The 16,783-nt window shown below is 59.1% G+C and carries 17 protein-coding genes; 7 read left to right on the forward strand and 10 right to left on the reverse strand.

Annotated features, from left to right (window positions below; all coding sequences use genetic code 11):
* Positions 1 to 52: 52 nt before the first annotated feature.
* Entirely contained in the window at positions 53 to 811 is a 759-nt protein-coding gene (cutC, locus tag AWX27_RS17025) for a copper homeostasis protein CutC (protein ID WP_047730909.1), read from the reverse strand.
* A gap of 101 nt (positions 812 to 912) precedes the next feature.
* On the opposite strand from cutC, the gene AWX27_RS17030 reads away from it, so the two are divergent.
* The gene (locus tag AWX27_RS17030; protein ID WP_060423937.1) at positions 913 to 2,061 is read left to right on the forward strand and encodes a MalY/PatB family protein; all 1,149 of its coding nucleotides are present in this window, start codon (positions 913 to 915) and stop codon (positions 2,059 to 2,061) included.
* On the opposite strand, the gene AWX27_RS17035 is transcribed toward AWX27_RS17030, so the two are convergent.
* Complete coding sequence (locus AWX27_RS17035) at positions 2,058 to 2,624, reverse strand: VOC family protein (RefSeq protein ID WP_060423939.1); 567 nt, start codon at positions 2,622 to 2,624, stop codon at positions 2,058 to 2,060. The genes AWX27_RS17030 and AWX27_RS17035 overlap by 4 nt on opposite strands.
* An 827-nt stretch (positions 2,625 to 3,451) precedes the next feature.
* Between AWX27_RS17035 and argS the strand changes: the two genes are divergently transcribed.
* Entirely contained in the window at positions 3,452 to 5,182 is a 1,731-nt protein-coding gene (gene argS, locus AWX27_RS17040; RefSeq protein WP_060423941.1) for an arginine--tRNA ligase, read from the forward strand.
* A 62-nt stretch (positions 5,183 to 5,244) separates the two neighbouring features.
* Here the strand turns inward: argS and murJ are convergent, their stop codons facing one another.
* The 4 genes from murJ to rimJ form a co-directional block, all read right to left on the reverse strand.
* Positions 5,245 to 6,780: a murein biosynthesis integral membrane protein MurJ gene (gene murJ / locus AWX27_RS17045; protein WP_060423943.1), complete on the reverse strand. Its 1,536-nt coding sequence runs from the start codon at positions 6,778 to 6,780 to the stop codon at positions 5,245 to 5,247.
* A 106-nt stretch (positions 6,781 to 6,886) separates the two neighbouring features.
* Positions 6,887 to 7,807: a Gfo/Idh/MocA family protein gene (locus AWX27_RS17050; RefSeq protein ID WP_060423945.1), complete on the reverse strand. Its 921-nt coding sequence runs from the start codon at positions 7,805 to 7,807 to the stop codon at positions 6,887 to 6,889.
* Positions 7,800 to 8,444, reverse strand: coding sequence for a YceH family protein (locus tag AWX27_RS17055; RefSeq protein WP_060423948.1), 645 nt, complete (start codon positions 8,442 to 8,444; stop codon positions 7,800 to 7,802). The genes AWX27_RS17050 and AWX27_RS17055 overlap by 8 nt, the downstream gene beginning before the upstream one ends.
* A 9-nt stretch (positions 8,445 to 8,453) precedes the next feature.
* Complete coding sequence (gene rimJ / locus AWX27_RS17060; protein WP_025159814.1) at positions 8,454 to 9,038, reverse strand: ribosomal protein S5-alanine N-acetyltransferase; 585 nt, start codon at positions 9,036 to 9,038, stop codon at positions 8,454 to 8,456.
* A 345-nt stretch (positions 9,039 to 9,383) separates the two neighbouring features.
* Between rimJ and mdtH the strand changes: the two genes are divergently transcribed.
* The 5 genes from mdtH (at position 9,384) to AWX27_RS17085 (ending at position 14,077) form a co-directional block, all read left to right on the forward strand.
* A complete protein-coding gene (gene mdtH / locus AWX27_RS17065; RefSeq protein ID WP_060423950.1) occupies positions 9,384 to 10,589 on the forward strand; it encodes a multidrug efflux MFS transporter MdtH in 1,206 nt (401 codons plus the stop codon).
* A gap of 72 nt (positions 10,590 to 10,661) precedes the next feature.
* Entirely contained in the window at positions 10,662 to 10,910 is a 249-nt protein-coding gene (locus AWX27_RS17070) for a hypothetical protein (RefSeq protein ID WP_049202450.1), read from the forward strand.
* Positions 10,911 to 11,037: 127 nt separating this feature from the next.
* Positions 11,038 to 11,685 carry a glutaredoxin 2 gene (gene grxB / locus AWX27_RS17075; protein WP_060423952.1) on the forward strand — a complete coding sequence of 216 codons (648 nt, stop codon included), beginning with the start codon at positions 11,038 to 11,040 and terminating at the stop codon, positions 11,683 to 11,685.
* 35 nt (positions 11,686 to 11,720) lie between these two features.
* On the forward strand, positions 11,721 to 13,361 hold the full coding sequence (locus tag AWX27_RS17080; protein ID WP_060423955.1) for an ABC1 kinase family protein: 1,641 nt from the start codon (positions 11,721 to 11,723) through the stop codon (positions 13,359 to 13,361).
* Positions 13,362 to 13,513: 152 nt separating this feature from the next.
* Entirely contained in the window at positions 13,514 to 14,077 is a 564-nt protein-coding gene (locus tag AWX27_RS17085) for a lipoprotein (RefSeq protein ID WP_004927555.1), read from the forward strand.
* Between the two features lie 56 nt (positions 14,078 to 14,133).
* Here AWX27_RS17085 and yebF read toward each other — a convergent pair whose 3' ends face one another.
* The 4 genes from yebF to dbpA form a co-directional block, all read right to left on the reverse strand.
* Positions 14,134 to 14,493 carry a protein YebF gene (yebF, locus tag AWX27_RS17090; protein WP_060423958.1) on the reverse strand — a complete coding sequence of 120 codons (360 nt, stop codon included), beginning with the start codon at positions 14,491 to 14,493 and terminating at the stop codon, positions 14,134 to 14,136.
* Positions 14,494 to 14,563: 70 nt separating this feature from the next.
* Entirely contained in the window at positions 14,564 to 14,872 is a 309-nt protein-coding gene (yqfB, locus tag AWX27_RS17095; RefSeq protein WP_060423960.1) for a N(4)-acetylcytidine aminohydrolase, read from the reverse strand.
* A 39-nt stretch (positions 14,873 to 14,911) separates the two neighbouring features.
* On the reverse strand, positions 14,912 to 15,235 hold the full coding sequence (locus AWX27_RS17100) for a YebG family protein (protein ID WP_060423963.1): 324 nt from the start codon (positions 15,233 to 15,235) through the stop codon (positions 14,912 to 14,914).
* An 88-nt stretch (positions 15,236 to 15,323) separates the two neighbouring features.
* Entirely contained in the window at positions 15,324 to 16,706 is a 1,383-nt protein-coding gene (gene dbpA, locus AWX27_RS17105) for an ATP-dependent RNA helicase DbpA (RefSeq protein ID WP_060423966.1), read from the reverse strand.
* Positions 16,707 to 16,783 lie beyond the last annotated feature (77 nt).

A 16,783-nucleotide genomic window follows, 5' to 3' on the forward strand; every position in this document is an offset into this window, starting at 1 on the left:
AAAGGGGTCTTACGGCCCGGAAACCGGTTTTCAAACGCGGTTAGCTGCGTGATTATGCGCTTTGCGCCAGGGGATCAACCAAGGCCAGCGCGTTTTTCATCGCCTCCACCATTTCGCCATCCACGCAATAATGGCTAAATTCGTCAAACTCGTTATCGGAGCACATGGTGACGCCCGCCTTGCGGTAACGCATGGTCGACGGTACCAGATGGCCGGAAGAGCTGTGCAGTTCATGCAGACCGATGTCGACAAACTTGTGCAGATTGCTGAGGCGCACGCCGGCACCCGCCATGATCACCGGGCCGTGACTGGCCTGGCGCAAATCTCGCAGCAGCGGCAGGCCCAGTTCGGCGTTCTGCTGTTGGCCGGAGGTTAGAATGCGCGCTACGCCCAGCTCGGTCAGTTGTTCCAACGCCACCATCGGGTTCTGGCACATGTCGAACGCGCGATGGAACGTCACCGCCATGCCCTCGCACAGCTTCATCACTTCGCGCATGCGCGGCAGATCGATGTGCCCTTCTTCGTCCAGCATGCCGACCACTACGCCGGGGAACCCCATCTCGCGGATCTGGCGGAGATCCTGTTTGATCACCTCGAAATCCACCGCGCCGTAGCAGAAATCGCCACCGCGAGGACGAACGATCGGATGCACCGGGATCGCCACCCGCTCGCGCGCCAGACGCAGCGTGCCATAACTCGGCGTCAATCCCCCCTCGCTCTGGCTGGCGCACAACTCGATACGATCGGCGCCTGCCCGTTCGGCCGTCAGCGCGCAGTCGACGCTAAAGCAACAAACTTCCAGTTTTATCATTGTCACCCCCAGATAACGGCCAACATACGGCGGCAATTGTTCATTTCTTCATTTCTCACGTAGGCTCATGCTTAGGCATAAACCGGCTCAGGGTTGTAACTATGGCATTCAATTTTGATCAATGGGTAGACCGCAGTCACAGTGACAGCGTTAAGTGGGATAAATATCGCGACCGCGACATTATTCCGCTTTGGGTCGCCGACAGCGATTTCACCTCGCCGCCGGCGGTGATCGAAGCCTTGCAGCGTCGCGTGGCGCACGGCGTATTCGGCTACACTCACCCATCCCCTGATCTTATTGAGGTTTTTACCCGCCGCATGGTAGAGCGCTACGGCTGGCACATCAAGCCTGAATGGATCATTTTCCTGCCTGGGCTGGTATGCGGCCTGAACCTGTGCGTGCGTGCCTGCACCGAAGAACACCAGAGCACGCTGGCCCCCTCTCCCATTTATCCGCCGTTCCGCAAAGCGGCCAAATTCGCCGGGCGTAAGCACCTCTCAGTGCCGCTAACGGCGGTAGGCCAACGCTGGGTGTTGGACTTCCCCGCGATGCGTGATCGGCTTAGCGGCAACGAGAAGCTCCTGTTGCTGTGCAACCCGCAGAACCCCGGTGGCACCGTTTATCGCCGGGATGAGCTGTTGCAGCACCATCAGTTCGCTCGCGAGCACGATTTAATCGTCTGTTCCGATGAAATCCACTGCGAGCTGCTGCTTGAACCCGGCGTGCGGCATACCCCTTTTGCTACCCTGAATGACGATGCGGCCCAACGCAGCGTGACGCTGATGTCGCCGTCAAAAACATTTAATCTTGCCGGGCTGGGCGCTTCACTGGCGATCGTTCCCAACGAAGCGCTGCGACAAAGGCTGAAACGCGCGCGCAGCGGCATCGTGCCGGAGGTCAATCTGCTGGCGCTGGTGGCGGCACAGGCGGCTTATCAATACGGGCAGCCCTGGCTGGACGAGCAGCTGATTTATCTACGTGCCAATCGCGATCGGCTGATCGAGCGCATCAACGCCATGCCGGGGTTGACGGTTTTGCCAATCGAAGCCACCTACCTGGCGTGGATCGATTGCAGCGCTTTACCGGTGGACAACCCGCATCAGTTCTTCGAACGCGCGGGCGTAGGATTAAGCGCCGGTTTGGATTTCGGCGATCGGCGCTTTGTGCGGCTTAACTTTGGTTGCCGGTGGGCCCTGCTCGATGAAGCGCTCGATCGCATGGCGCGAGCCTGTGCGGCACTGCCCGGCTAACCTTGTTCGCTGGCGACGATATCTCGAATGGAATAAGGATGAAACTTTATCGTCACCGTTCCGTCGGTGATGGCCAGCGTCGGGTTCGGTAGCCGCTCGCCCTCGCCTTTTGGCGAGCTTTGCTTCAGTTTGATCCCCGGGGCCAGCAGCGCTTCATCGGCAAGGTAGCTCAACGCCCGGGCGTGCAGCGTCTGCGGATCGCCACTGAGCACTAATTCGACGTGTTCCCAACCTTCGTGCGGATAGCGTTTCTCCCCGGGATACGGCAGCTCGACGCAATCTATCTGCCACGGCCCCACGGCCAGCGGCTGCGACAAATCGAACAGACAGATAGGTCGCCCGTTGATCATCGACTCTGACAGCAGTGTCCCGCACTGCATCAGCCCCTGGCGCCAGCGTTCGGCAGTGGCATTCTGATGACAGCGCAGAGAGATGTGATCGGCGGTAAACGCGGCCAGATCAAGCCGCAATTTGGCGGCAAATTGATGCAATGCCTGCTCGAAACGCGGCAGGTCGAGCACCAGGTCGTCCAGCTCGGCAATGGCCTGCAAGGGGGTGGTCATAGAAACCTCAAAACAACGGAACGCATGTGAAACGCCGTAATTTACACGGAGGCGACAGCGCTCGCCAGCATTGCGAGGTTTTTCGGTTGCCGTTCAGAATGATTTTCGACTGTGTGCATGGGGAATAGAAACCTGAGAACTTATTAATATGACAGCTTATAAAATCAACAAAAAAATAAAAAATAACATTTTTCGCAGTTCATTAAACCCTTTTATCATGACGCAAGGATTTAAGTTATTTTACACAAAATCGTACATGGCATGCAGGTCAAACTGATTGAATAGGTTGGCTTACTGAAGTCTTTCCCACTCATCAAAGCCGCACAAAATACGATACTCAACCCATTGTAAAAAAAGACAATAAAATCCAAAAACTGATAAAAACCTAAGGATTATCTTAATTTAACACCGAGCAATTGATTCATCGAGGCAACTCAGCTACTTTGGAGGAAATTTAAATTCGAGATGATTATTATGTTATTGCTGACGATTTCCTTGGTGTTGATAATTATCGCCGTATACGCCATCTACCGTCATTTTAAATCCCGCAGCACCAACACGCTGGATGCCGGTCGCCGCAATAAAAAGCGCTAGCTTTGCAACTCTCCCCTTCGTACATTCTGTCAGGTCATTCTGCTTTCACCTTCCGGCCATCAACGCGCCGCACCCGACAACAGTTTCATCGCTGCGGCCGCGCCAACTGCTGACGGGCTCCGTCAGATCGGTTACAATTGCAGGCTGTTTTGTGGAGGCCGCCCATCGCGCCCGCCACCGTTGAATCCCACAGGGGTTGGCTTCAGCCCCTCGTTCGTCATTAAGGTAACCCGGTGAATATTCAGGTTCTTCTTTCAGATAAAGTCAGCCAGGCGCTGATCGCCGCTGGCGCGCCAGCCGATTGCGAAGCGCAGGTCCGCCCATCCGCCAAGGCGCAGTTTGGTGATTACCAGGCCAACGGCGTGATGTCCGTCGCCAAAAAGCTGGGCATGCCGCCCCGTCAACTGGCGGAAAAAGTGGTGCAACTGCTGGATCTCGGCGACGTCGCCGCTAAAGTGGAAATCGCCGGCCCCGGCTTTATCAACATTTTCCTGAACAGCGACTGGGTCGCGCGCCAGGCCGATCGGGTGCTAAACGCACCGAAACTGGGCATCGCACCGGTTGAGCCGCAAACTATCGTTATCGACTACTCCGCGCCGAACGTGGCGAAAGAGATGCACGTCGGCCACCTGCGCTCCACCATCATCGGCGACGCCGCGGCACGTACCCAGGAGTTTCTGGGCCATAAAGTGATCCGCGCCAACCACGTCGGCGACTGGGGCACCCAGTTCGGCATGCTGATTGCCTACCTGGAAAAAATGCAGAATGAAAACGCCAGCGACATGGGCCTGTCCGATCTGGAACAGTTCTACCGCGAAGCCAAGAAGCATTACGACGAAGATGCCGAGTTCGCCGAACGCGCGCGCGCTTACGTCGTGAAGCTGCAGGGCGGCGATCAGTACTGTCTGAAAATGTGGCGCAAGCTGGTCGACATCACCATGGCGCAAAACCAGCTGACCTATAACCGCCTGAACGTCACGCTGACCGAAGACGACGTGATGGGCGAAAGCCTGTATAACGCGATGCTGCCGGGCATCGTCGCCGACCTGAAAGCCAAAGGGCTAGCGGTGGAAAGCGAAGGCGCTACCGTGGTGTTCCTCGATGAATACCAGAACAAGGACGGCGATCCGATGGGCGTCATCATCCAGAAAAAGGATGGCGGCTACCTCTACACCACCACCGACATCGCCTGCGCCAAGTATCGCTACGAAACCCTGGGTGCCAATCGCGTCCTGTATTACATCGACTCCCGTCAGCATCAGCACCTGATGCAGGCCTGGACCATCGTGCGCAAGGCCGGTTACGTGCCGGAGTCCGTCTCGCTGGAACACCACATGTTCGGCATGATGCTGGGCAAAGACGGCAAGCCGTTCAAAACCCGCTCGGGCGGTACGGTGAAGCTCTCCGACCTGCTGGATGAGGCCATCGAACGCGCCGAACAGCTGATCGCCGGCAAAAACCCGGATATGCCGGAAGACGAAATGAAAACCGTGGCCCGCGTGGTCGGCATCGGCGCGGTGAAATACGCCGATCTGTCGAAAAGCCGCACCACCGACTATGTCTTCGACTGGGATAACATGCTGGCCTTCGAAGGCAATACCGCGCCTTATATGCAATACGCCTATACCCGTGTGGCATCGGTATTCAAACGCGCCGGCATCGACGAAACCAGCCTGACGCTGCCGCTGACGCTGACCGAAGAGCGCGAAATTGCGCTGGCCACCCGTCTGCTGCAGTTCGAAGAAGTGCTCACCACCGTCGCGCGTGAAGGCACGCCTCACGTCATGTGCAGCTACCTGTACGATCTGGCCGGCCTGTTCTCCGGTTTCTACGAGCACTGCCAGATCCTGAACGCCGACAGCGAAGAAGTGCGTCAGAGCCGCCTGAAGCTGGCGCTGCTGACCTCAAAAACGCTGAAAACTGGTCTGGATACGCTGGGCATCGAAACCGTCGAACGCATGTAAACTGCGCCGCCCAGAAAGCAAAAAGGTCGCCCAGGCGACCTTTTTTTACGCTTGCCTTTGGCTCAGGCGACCCGGCGAGCAAAATCGCGCGGGCGGAAGCCCAACCCGGCCAGCACGCCAAAGTACGCCACCACACCGGCCACCACCACCGCAGCCAAGCGCAGCAAACGCTCCAGCATGTTGCCCTGATCCCAGGCAGGCATCAGCCACATCGCGCCAATCAACACGGCCGACATCACCAGCACGGCGATCACCAGCTTGGTGAGGAACAGCGCCCACCCCGGCTGCGGCTGGAAAATCTTCTGCTTGCGCAGTTGCCAATACAGCAGCGAGGCGTTCAGACATGCCGCCAAACCGATCGACAGCGCCAGGCCGGCATGCTTCAGCGGGCCAATAAACGCCAGGTTCATCACCTGCGTCATAATCAGCGTAATGATGGCGATCTTGACCGGCGTTTTGATGTCCTGCCGCGAATAGAAGCCCGGCGCCAGCACTTTAACCACGATCAGCCCCATCAGCCCTACCGAGTAAGCCACCAGCGCACGCTGCGTCATCGCCGCGTCAAAGGCGCTGAATTTGCCATACTGGAACAGCGAAACGGTCAGCGGCTTGGCCAAAATGCCGAGCGCAATGGCGCTCGGCAACGCCAGCAGGAAGCACAGGCGCAGCCCCCAATCCATCAGGCGCGAATACTCGTCGTGGTTGCCGCTCGCGAAGCTTTTGGCCAGCGACGGCAGCAGGATGGTGCCCAAGGCCACGCCCAGCACGCCGGAAGGAAACTCCATCAGGCGGTCGGCGTAGTACATCCAGGACACCGAGCCGGACACCAGGAACGAAGCGAAAATGGTGTTGATGATCAGCGAGATTTGGCTGACCGACACCCCGAGGATCGCCGGCCCCATCTGGCGCATCACGCGCCAGACCCCGGCATCGCCCAGCTTGAGGCGCGGCAATACCAGCATGCCGATCTTGCGCAGGTGCGGCAGCTGATACCCCAGCTGCAGCACGCCGCCCACCACCACCGCCCAGGCCAGCGCCAGCACCGGCGGATTGAAATACGGGGCCGCGAACAGCGCGAAGCCGATCATGCTGACGTTAAGCAGCGTTGGCGCAAAGGCCGGGATCGAGAAGCGGTTCCAGGTATTGAGGATCGCCCCCACCAGCGACGCCAGTGAGATCAACAGAATATAGGGGAACGTGATGCGCAGCAGCGCCGACGTCAGGGCAAACTTGTCGGGCGTATCGGTAAAGCCCGGCGCGGTGATATAGATCACCCAGGGCGCGGCCAGCATCCCCAGCACCGTCACCACCGCCAGCACCAGCGTCAACAGCCCGGAGACATAGGCGATAAAAGTGCGCGTCGCCTCTTCACCCTGCTGGCTCTTGTATTCGGCCAGGATCGGCACGAAGGCCTGCGAAAATGCCCCTTCGGCAAAGATACGGCGTAACAGATTAGGGAGTTTGAACGCCACGAAGAAGGCGTCCGTTGCCATGCCGGCCCCGAACACGCGCGCGACGATTGCATCGCGGGCAAAGCCCAACACCCGCGAAAACATCGTCATCGAGCTGACGGCAGCCAAGGATTTGAGTAGGTTCATGTGGTTGTCTGATAGGTACCGTAAATATCAACGCCTGCAACAGCAGGCGTCAGTGAAACAATCGGCTCAGTTTACGCATCCGGAAAAGAATAGCTACCGCCATATGTTACATAGAGTTATCCCGCAGCAAACGCTCGACCATCCGCTGGGCAAGCAGCGCCTGTTCGCCGCCGGTTTCCGGCGCGCTCTGGTTGGCGACGGCATTAAGGAAATGCCGTACCGCCCCGTCGAAGCCGCGTTGCACCAGCGTGCTTTGCCAGCCCGGCACCGGCTGTTCCAACACGCCCTGCGCATCTTCACGCTGCCAGTGGCGCATATCGGTCAACTGATACAGCGCACCGTCGGTCACCGCCTGCACGCTTTCACGCTGGCTGCCGCCCCGGCGATGCATGCTGGTCGTCACCTGCGTGTCGCCGCAGGCGAAGTGGTGTTCGGCATACAGCATTTCACCGGCGGCGTTGGCCTGCAAACGGCCGCTCAGCAGTTGCTCGTGCCCGCCCGCCAGCCACAGCGCGGTGTCCACCACGTGCAGATAGTCATCCAACAGGGTAAAACGCAGATCGTGCGGGCCGACGCTGTCCGTCCGATGCTTGTCCATACGAATGGAAGCCGGCTGGTTCATTTGCTGTTTGAGCTGCCGGTAAAGCGGCGCGAAACGGCGGTTGAACCCCACCATCAGCGTTTTGCCTCGCCGCTCGGCCAACTCGAGCAACTGCTCGCCCTGCTCCAGCGTTTCCGCCAGCGGCTTATCGACGTAAACGTGCACGCCGCGGTTCAGCAGCTCGCCTATCACGGAAAAATGGCTGGCGGTGCTGCTGTGGACAAAAACCGCGTCGCACTGTTCGGCCAGGCTGTCCAGACGGGAGAAACAGGCCATGCGGTAGCTGTCGCATAGCGGCTGCGCTTTTTGCTGATTGGGCGAAAAACCGCCCACCAGCGTCCAATCCGCCGCCTGAACGAGGATTGGCAGGTAAGCCTTCTGCGCAATACTGCCCAATCCCACCACGCCCACACGCAATTTAGTCATTCGCTTCCCTCGCCAACAGATGTTGCACCAGCCGTTTCAATTCCGATACTTCGTTTTCCAATGCGCTGACCCTGGCGTTCAGGTCGCCGTCGTCCTCAGACTCAAGCGCCGCCGGCGCTTCATCAATCTGGCCGCTGAACAGATGCATGAACCGGCTTTCGCGTTTGCCCGGCTCACGCGCCAGGCGCACCACGAACGGGCCATCTTCGCGCGTAGCCAGCTGCTGCAGCACCTGTTCGACCTCACTGACATCGTTGAACTCGTGCATCCGGTTGGTGCGGGTGCGCAGCTCGCCCGGCGTTTGCGCGCCGCGCAGCAATAAGGTGGCGATCACCGCCAGTTCGGCGGGCGAGAGTTTCAGTTGGCCGAACTCGGAGTTGCAAAACCGCTGTTCATACTTGACTACCCGGTTGCCGAACCCGCTGAGGGTGCGCAGGAAATGTTTGCGCAGCAACAGATCGAGCAGTTGCTGCACTTCACTTTCGCTCAGATCCATTACCGGCTCGCGGTTGGTTTTTTGGTTGCACGCCAGGGTAATGGCGTTAAGCGAAAGCGGGTATTGGTCCGGGGTCGTGACCTGTTTTTCTAACAGGCAGCCGATGACCCGCGCCTCTTTGGCGTTCAATTCATATTTCATCGTTTGGCCTCAACGTGGGGGTAACCACTCTTTATTGGTGTATGCCGTCAAAACGTGGTCTTGCCACTTGCCGTCGATCAGCAGGTAATCCTTGGCGTAACCTTCACGTTCGAATCCCAGACGCGTCAGCAGTGCGCCGCTGCGCTGGTTGTGAGGCATATAGTTGGCCATGATGCGGTGCATGCGCTGTTGGCGCAGCATATAGCGGATAGCGGACTGCAAGGCTTCGAACATCAGCCCTTGCCCCTGCCATTTCTCCCCCAGCGAATAACCGAGGAAACAGGCATGAAACGAACCGCGCAGCACGTTGCTGAAGTTCGCCACGCCGCGCACTTCCTGCTCTTCCGGATCGAGCAGGATAAAATAGTAGGCGCTGCCCTGCTTTTGCATTTCGGTGATCATGCCCAGGCGCGCCTGCCAGCCGGAAGGATAACAGTGGCTTTCGTCGCGCACCGGCTCCCAGGGTTTGAGAAAGGTCCGGTTCTCGGCATAATAATCCGCCAGGCGATAGGCATCCCGTTCATGCACTAAACGGACCACCATCCGGTCGGTTGTAAGACGTACTTTTGGCGATGCAGAGCGATAGCCGAACATCATTTCCCCCGCAGTCAAAACGGTTCGATAAGAAGTATTTATTAGGAAGCCGAGCGGCTCATTATCCTGTGCCGATCTTTTGCCATGGTTTTATTTTGCCAATAGCGCCGCAGAACTGCGCTTCCCTGCATTCAATATAACCGTAGCCCGCCCCCGAGGTAAAATCCCGGCCGCTCAGTAAATCGCCGAATACGCGTTTTACGGCGTTTTTCCGCCAATTTTGCAGCTCAGGTAACACCTTGACGATAAAAAAATATTATCTATTCCGCCCCTGTCGCCGTACGGGAATTGGGTAGAGAATGGAACGGCTGTCTCCCCTTCTTTCTTAATTGCTCATGGTGAAGCATGTCTCTGGTGTCGCAAGCGCGCAGCTTGGGTAAATATTTTCTGTTGCTCGATAACCTGCTGGTGGTGTTAGGCTTTTTTGTCGTCTTTCCGCTTATTTCGATCCGCTTCGTCGATCAGCTGGGCTGGGCGGCGCTGATCGTCGGCATCGCGCTGGGTTTGCGCCAGCTGTTGCAACAAGGGCTCGGCATCTTTGGCGGCGCCATTGCCGATCGTTTCGGCGCCAAGCCGATGATCGTCACCGGCATGTTGCTGCGCGCCGCCGGGTTCGCCACCATGGCGATGGCCGATGAGCCCTGGATCCTGTGGTTCTCCTGTGCGCTTTCCGCCCTCGGCGGCACGTTATTCGATCCGCCGCGCACCGCTTTGGTGATCAAACTGACCCGTCCGCACGAGCGCGGCCGCTTTTTCTCGCTGCTAATGATGCAGGACAGCGCCGGCGCGGTGGTCGGCGCACTGATCGGCAGTTGGCTGCTGCAGTACGATTTTCACTTTGTCTGCTGGGTCGGGGCGGCGATCTTCGTGCTGGCTGCCGGTTGGAATGCCTGGTTACTGCCGGCTTATCGCATCTCCACCGTGCGCGTGCCGATGAAAGAAGGCCTGTTGCGGGTTCTGCGCGATCGCCGCTTCCTTACCTATGTCCTGACGCTGACCGGTTACTACATGCTGGCGGTGCAGGTGATGCTGATGATGCCGATCGTGGTCAACGAAATTGCCGGTTCACCGGCGGCGGTGAAATGGATGTACGCGATCGAAGCGGCGCTGTCGCTGTCGCTGCTCTATCCGCTGGCGCGTTGGGGTGAAAAACACTTCCGGCTTGAACAGCGCCTGATGGCGGGCCTGCTGCTGATGACGCTCAGCCTGCTGCCGATCGGTCTCGCCACCAGCCTGCAGGGGGTCTTCACGCTGATCTGCTGCTTCTATCTGGGCTCGATCATCGCCGAGCCGGCGCGCGAAACGCTGAGCGCTTCGCTGGCCGATCCGCGTGCGCGCGGCAGCTACATGGGCTTCAGCCGCCTCGGTTTGGCGCTGGGCGGCGCATTGGGCTATACCGGCGGCGGCTGGATGTACGATACCGGACGGGCGATGAATATGCCGGAGCTGCCCTGGTTGCTGCTCGGGGCCGTCGGTTTTGCCACGCTGCTGGCGCTGTACTGGCAATTCAGCCCGCGGCGCAACGCGTCGATGATGCTGCGCGGCGGTTAACGCCATAGAAATCCGGCCGAATCGGCAACAGCTGCTATCCTGTTAGTAAAAACCCCACAGGAGCCCGTCGGCATGATTGAAGAAGCGAAGTTACCGCAACTGCTCGAACATATGATACTGAACCTGCGCATGATTTATGCGCGCTCCACCCTGGTGGAAAAAGCGCTGGCCCACATCATCGCCGGCGACAGCGCGCTGAAAAGCGATATCATCAAACAGCTGCAGGTCGTCTCCGCCGCCAACGAGCGCGATCAGGTCGATCTGGAACAGGCCCGCATTCACCTGATCGATGTGCTCAATTCGGTACCGGCCAAGAAATAACGCCCCTCGCCCGCGCCTGTTGCGCGGGCAATGTCGCAATAACGCACCATCCAACACACGCGCTTCAAGACAGCCTCGGTAAGCTGTGGTAACTATTGCTGTTAAAACCTGACAACCCGGAGCAAGCATGAAACTGTTCATTTACGATCATTGCCCCTTCTGCGTTAAAGCCCGTATGATTTTCGGCCTGAAGCGCCAGCCGATTCGGCTGGTCACCTTGCTCAACGACGACGAGACGACCCCATTCAACCTGATTGGCACAAAAATGGTGCCAATCCTGATCAAAGACGACGGCGAAGCGATGCCGGAAAGCCTGGATATCGTGCGCTATGTCGATAGCCTGGACGGCAAGCCGGTGCTGACCGGTAGCACCAACCCGGCCATTGCCGAGTGGCTGCAGCGGGTCGGCAGTTACAGCGCCAAATTGCTGCTGCCGCGTATTGCGCATGCCGATTTCGAAGAGTTCGCCACCGACAGCGCCCGCCGTTACTTTATCGATAAAAAACAGGCGGCTATCGGTGATTTTGCCGAACATCTCGCCAACAGTGCCGATCTGATCGCCGAACTGGAAGCCGACCTGCAAGCGCTGTCGCCGCTGATCGTCTCCGCCGACGCGGTAAACGGCGAGCTGTCCGAGGACGACATTCACCTGTTCCCGCTGTTGCGCTCGTTATCGATCGTCGCCGGGGTTGCGCTGCCGGACAACGTGGAAGCCTACCGCAACCGCATGGCGCAGCGCAGCGAGGTGCCGTTGCTGCTGGATATGGAACAATAACGTTCGAGAATGACAAATAAGGACATGGCGTACTGATGTTGAAAATGGTGCTCGCCACCGCTCGCGACCGGGCGCGGCTGAAGGAAATAACCTCCGTTCTGATTCGTTATGGTCTGCAAGACGTTCTACGCCTGCTGGGCCTGGGAGCCTTGTTGCGCGGCGCCCGTGGTGAATCTGCCCCGCAGGATGCACAAACCCTGCCTGAGCGTCTGCGCGAAGCGCTCGAAGCGCTGGGCCCCACCTTCGTCAAATTCGGTCAGATCCTGGCCACGCGCTCTGATCTGCTGGACCCGGCCTGGACCGACGAACTGGATCGCCTGCACAGCCAGGCGGCGGTGTTGCCATGGGAAACGCTGGCGCCGCAAATCATCGCCGATCTGGGGGGCGAGCCGGAACAGCGGTTTGCCGAATTCGATCGCACGCCGCTGGCCGCGGCGTCGATGGCGCAAATCTACCGCGCACGCTTGCACAGCGGCGAGCAGGTGGTGGTAAAAGTGCTGCGGCCCGGTCTGGCGAAAACCATCCACGCCGATCTGCGGCTGCTGGCCTCGCTGGCGGAGACCGTGGAGCAGCAGAGCCCGGCGCTGGCGCGCTATCGGCCGCGGCAGATGGTCCGAGCGTTGGCAACGGCGCTCAATCACGAGCTGGACTTGACCCACGAAGGGCATAACTGCGACCGCGTTGCCGGGATGTTCGCGCGTCAACCCGACGTGGTGGTGCCAAAAATCTATTGGCAATACTCTTCTCCCCGCCTGTTAGTGCAGGAATACTTGCCCGGCACCGCGCCGGAAAGCCCTGAACAGCTGGCGGCGGCAGGCTTTGACGGCCCGCTGCTGGCGCAACGCGGCGCCCGCGCCTTTATGAGCATGGTGCTGGAGCATCGGCTGTATCACGCCGATCCGCACCCCGGCAACGTCATGGCACTGAGCGGTGACCGCGTCGGTTTTATCGACTTCGGCATGGTGGGCCAGCTGTCCGAGCGGCGGCGCAACCAGTTGCTCCTGCTGCTGCAGGCCATCGCCGATCGCCAGTCCGAAGGCATCGTCAACACGCTGATCGCCTGGTCGGACAGCGAACCGTTGGACCTGATGGATCTGGAGTTGGCGGCACAAAACTTTCTCGACAAACAGGCCGCCGCCACCCTGACGCTGGGTAAAGCCTTGACCGACCTGCTGGTGATGGCGCGCGAACACCAGCTGGCGCTGCCGCCCGATCTGGTGCTACTGTTCAAGGCATTAATCACCGCCGACGGCGTGCTGCATCGTCTGGATCCAAACTTCGACATCGTGGCCACGCTCAAGCCGATGCTGCAACAAACGGTGCTGCAGCGCTACGCCCCCGACGCCGTGCGCCAGCGGCTGTTGGCCCTGGGTGGGGAAACGCTCGATGCCGGAGAAGAGCTGCCGCAAACGCTGCGGCTATTGGTTCGCCGCCTAAAACGCGGGCGGCTCAATGCCGATATCAACGTCAGTAACCTCGGCCAGCTGAGCAAAGCGCTGGAACGCGCCGCCGTCACCCTGGCCATCGCCATCGTCACCGCCGCTTTTGCCCTGGGGCTGGCGCCTTATCTGATGCATTCGTCGCTGCGACTGTGGGGCATTCCGCTGTTCCCGCTGTTGGGGGGCGCAGCCTGCCTGGCCGGCGTGATTCTCTTGGCGCTGCGGCTGCGGCGCTGACGCTTTCGGCGTTATCCGATAGGTCTCGCCCGCTTTTGCGCGCACTATCCTCTGCACATCGCCGCCTGCCGTTTTCACGCGCAGGCGGAACGTTTATAATGATTAATCAATTATCTGCAGCACTTTTCGCCAGCAGTCGCAATGAGGCATTAATGAAGAAGATCCTGATGGGCGCAGCCGCCCTGCTGTTCGCCGGCGTATTGGCCGGTTGCAATCAACTGACCCAATACACCCTGAGCGAGCAGGAAGTGAATGATTACCTGCAGAAACACAATGATTATCAGAAGCAGATCGGCGTGCCCGGCCTGGTGGACGCCAACATCGTGCTGACGCAGCTGCAAAGCCAGATCGGCCGCAGCGAGCCGGGTAAAGTCACCCTTTCCGGCGACGCCAAGGTCAACATCACGTCGATTCTCGGCCCGCAGGCGGCGGACCTGAAGCTGACGCTGAAAGCACAGCCGGTTTACGACCGTGCACAGGGCGCCATTTACCTGAAGGATATGGAGTTGACCGATTACAGCGTGCAGCCGGAAAAAATGCAGACGGTAATGAAAGCGCTGACGCCATACCTGAACCAGTCGCTGAAATCTTACTTCGACCAAAAGCCGGCTTATGTGCTGAATCCTGACAACAGCAAAACCGAAGCGCTGGCGAAAAAACTGGCGAAGGGATTGGAAGTGAAACCGGGTGAGTTGGTGATCCCGTTTAGCGACTGACCGCGTCTTGATGTATCAAGCCCGCCGAGCGGCGGGCTTTTTATTGCGGGAAAGTATTACTGCGGCGCGCTGTAGGCAATCTCGCCGGTGTTGCAGTTGAGCGTCACGTTGTAGGTTTTATCCATCTTGGTACCCCGCACCGTCAGCGGCACCTGCCACACCTGATCCTTGCCGGTGATGGCATCCGGGCTGACCCAGGCGATCGGGGTTGCGGTGCCCAGCAGCTTTTTGTCCGCCTCCCAGCGCGTGATGCGGTTCTGCAAGAAATCACGCTTGACCTGAGCGGCAATATCCGCCGGCTGCAGACCGGCACACTGCCCCACCTTGGCGGTGCGTTGCTCTTGATCCTGCGCCCACACCGCAGTCGATGCTCCCATCATGGCCAACAAGGCGATAGCCAAACCCGTTTTTTTCATATGTCCTCCCGTTGTGATTAGCGCTATCCGGGCGCCCATCCCTGGCTCACAACAGGGTTTCGGCAAAGAGTTACCGTTTGACGAACTCGATGACAAACAGCGCATCCAGGCCCGGATAGATTTCCTTGATCACCTGCTTCAGCTCGCTCAGCGACATGTTCTCCTGCTGTGCGTGGCGTTCGGTCAGCGCATCCAGGCGCACCGGCGTTACCGACAGCACTTCGATAAAGCAGAAAAATACGCCGTCTTCATTGCGGCTTACGCGCAATACCTCGCCCGGTTCGAAGTGCGACTCACTGGCATCCCGAATGGTGATGGTTTTGCGCCCAGCCAGAATGTCTTGCTCAAAGCGGCTGAAGAAAGTTATTTCACGGCTCATTTTAGATCCTTTTTCATCACAACACCGCAACATAAGTCATTATGCCGCTTGCTTTTCTGACGCAGATCCCTCTTTTGAGTTAGAGACCGTTTTTTTCGCTTTCGCTTCCGTCGGTTTTTTGCCGGTTTCCGCCGGTGATGCGCCGCGCAGAATCAGACCCAGTGCGTCCTTATTCTCTGCCAGGAAGAAGCTCAGCCCTTCGCGCTGTTCGTCGTCCAGGTTCAGCGGCGCCTGTTGCAGCCACTCTCCGAGGTTATCCGCCAAATCCAGCATTTTGTCGTAGGCGTCGGCTTCTTTCTTGCTCGCGAAAGTCATTTTTTCCTCACCGTTTCTCACCACCACATATTTAACTTCAACCGCCATGTGTGCGTCCTCAAATACTCAAATAACTGTAATTATATACAGTATAAATAGATAGCGGCGGGAAGGCAAACCGCCACCCGCCTTCGGCTTATTTCAGCAGCCGCACCTTGCAGCTCTTGCCTTTGATTTTGCCCTGTTGCAGCTGCTGCAGCGCCTTGCGCGCGCTGGCTTTACGGATCGCGACGTAGGCATGCACCGGGAACATGTCGATCTTGCCCACTTCCGCCGCCGTCAGCCCGGCATCGCCGGTCAGCGCGCCAAGGATATCGCCGGGGCGGATCTTCGCCTTACGGCCGCCGTCGATGCACAGCGTCACCATCTCCGCCTCCAGCGAACCGTTGGCGGCCCCGCTCAGCTCGGACACCGGCGCCCAGGCAATGGTCATCTGCAGGTAGTCTTCAATCGCGTGCGCCCGCGCCATTTCCTGCGGCGTGCACAGGCTGATCGCCAGCCCGCTCATGCCGGCGCGGCCGGTACGACCGATACGGTGCACATGCACTTCAGGATCGAACGCCAGTTCGTAGTTAACCACCAGCTCCAGCTCTTTGATATCCAGCCCGCGAGCGGCGACGTCGGTCGCTACCAACACCCGGCAACTGCGGTTGGCAAAACGCACCAACACCTGGTCGCGGTCGCGCTGCTCCAGATCGCCATGCAGCGCCAGTGCGCTGATACCGCGGGCCTCCAGGGCCTCAAGCACCGTTTGGCAATCGCGTTTGGTATTGCAGAACACCACGCAGGACGCGGGTTGATGATAACGAATGGCCGACACCAGCAGCGCCGGCCGCTGATCGCGCGTGGTCTCATAGAAACGTTGTTCGATGGCGGTCTGCGCTTCGTCATCGTCCACTTCGACGCTCAGCGGCTGACGCTGAACGCGCTCGCTGATGCGTTCGATACCCGCCGGGTAGGTAGCGGAAAACAGCAGCGTCTGACGCTGCGGCGGCGTGTAGCTGATCACATCGTCGATGTCGTCGGCGAAGCCCATGTCCAGCATACGGTCGGCCTCATCCAGCACCAGCACCTTCAGCTCGTCCAGCAGCAGCGTTTTCTTGCGCAGGTGTTCCTGGATGCGGCCCGGCGTTCCCACCACGATATGCGGCGCGTGCACCAGCGAATCGAGCTGTGGCCCCATCGGTTGGCCGCCGCACAGCGTCAGGATTTTGATGTTCTGCGTGAAGCGCGCCAGGCGGCGCAGTTCTTTGCTCACCTGATCGGCCAGCTCGCGGGTGGGACAGAGCACCAGCGCCTGCGTGGCAACCTGAGCAACGACGATGTTATTCAGCAAACCAATGCCGAACGCCGCCGTTTTACCGCTACCGGTTTTCGCCTTGGCGCGCACGTCTCGCCCTTGCAGGATGGCGGGCAACGCGGCGGCCTGCACCGGCGTCATTTTGGCGTACCCCAGTTCGTTGAGGTTGGCCAACTGTTCGGCTGGCAGCGGCAGGGAAGAAAAAGAAACTGTGCTCACGGCGATAACTCTTATATGACGAATGGAATGGCGGCGCGCCCGCAGGCTGGCGCCGAATCAGCGGTAAATGATAACAG

The sequence above is a fragment of the Serratia sp. 2880STDY5682894 genome (genome assembly GCF_001537385.1).
In the GTDB taxonomy this organism is placed as follows: domain Bacteria; phylum Pseudomonadota; class Gammaproteobacteria; order Enterobacterales; family Enterobacteriaceae; genus Serratia; species Serratia nevei.

Coding starts and splice junctions, on each gene's coding strand:
- AWX27_RS17030 (WP_060423937.1), top strand. CDS start 913: ATGGCATTCAATTTTGATCAATGGGTAGACCGCAGTCACAGTGACAGC.
- mdtH (WP_060423950.1), top strand. CDS start 9,384: ATGTCTCTGGTGTCGCAAGCGCGCAGCTTGGGTAAATATTTTCTGTTG.
- AWX27_RS17100 (WP_060423963.1), bottom strand. CDS start 15,235: ATGGCGGTTGAAGTTAAATATGTGGTGGTGAGAAACGGTGAGGAAAAA.
- AWX27_RS17080 (WP_060423955.1), top strand. CDS start 11,721: ATGTTGAAAATGGTGCTCGCCACCGCTCGCGACCGGGCGCGGCTGAAG.
- cutC (WP_047730909.1), bottom strand. CDS start 811: ATGATAAAACTGGAAGTTTGTTGCTTTAGCGTCGACTGCGCGCTGACG.
- AWX27_RS17085 (WP_004927555.1), top strand. CDS start 13,514: ATGAAGAAGATCCTGATGGGCGCAGCCGCCCTGCTGTTCGCCGGCGTA.
- yqfB (WP_060423960.1), bottom strand. CDS start 14,872: ATGAGCCGTGAAATAACTTTCTTCAGCCGCTTTGAGCAAGACATTCTG.
- AWX27_RS17035 (WP_060423939.1), bottom strand. CDS start 2,624: ATGACCACCCCCTTGCAGGCCATTGCCGAGCTGGACGACCTGGTGCTC.
- AWX27_RS17070 (WP_049202450.1), top strand. CDS start 10,662: ATGATTGAAGAAGCGAAGTTACCGCAACTGCTCGAACATATGATACTG.
- AWX27_RS17050 (WP_060423945.1), bottom strand. CDS start 7,807: ATGACTAAATTGCGTGTGGGCGTGGTGGGATTGGGCAGTATTGCGCAG.
- rimJ (WP_025159814.1), bottom strand. CDS start 9,038: ATGTTCGGCTATCGCTCTGCATCGCCAAAAGTACGTCTTACAACCGAC.
- AWX27_RS17055 (WP_060423948.1), bottom strand. CDS start 8,444: ATGAAATATGAATTGAACGCCAAAGAGGCGCGGGTCATCGGCTGCCTG.
- yebF (WP_060423958.1), bottom strand. CDS start 14,493: ATGAAAAAAACGGGTTTGGCTATCGCCTTGTTGGCCATGATGGGAGCA.
- murJ (WP_060423943.1), bottom strand. CDS start 6,780: ATGAACCTACTCAAATCCTTGGCTGCCGTCAGCTCGATGACGATGTTT.
- grxB (WP_060423952.1), top strand. CDS start 11,038: ATGAAACTGTTCATTTACGATCATTGCCCCTTCTGCGTTAAAGCCCGT.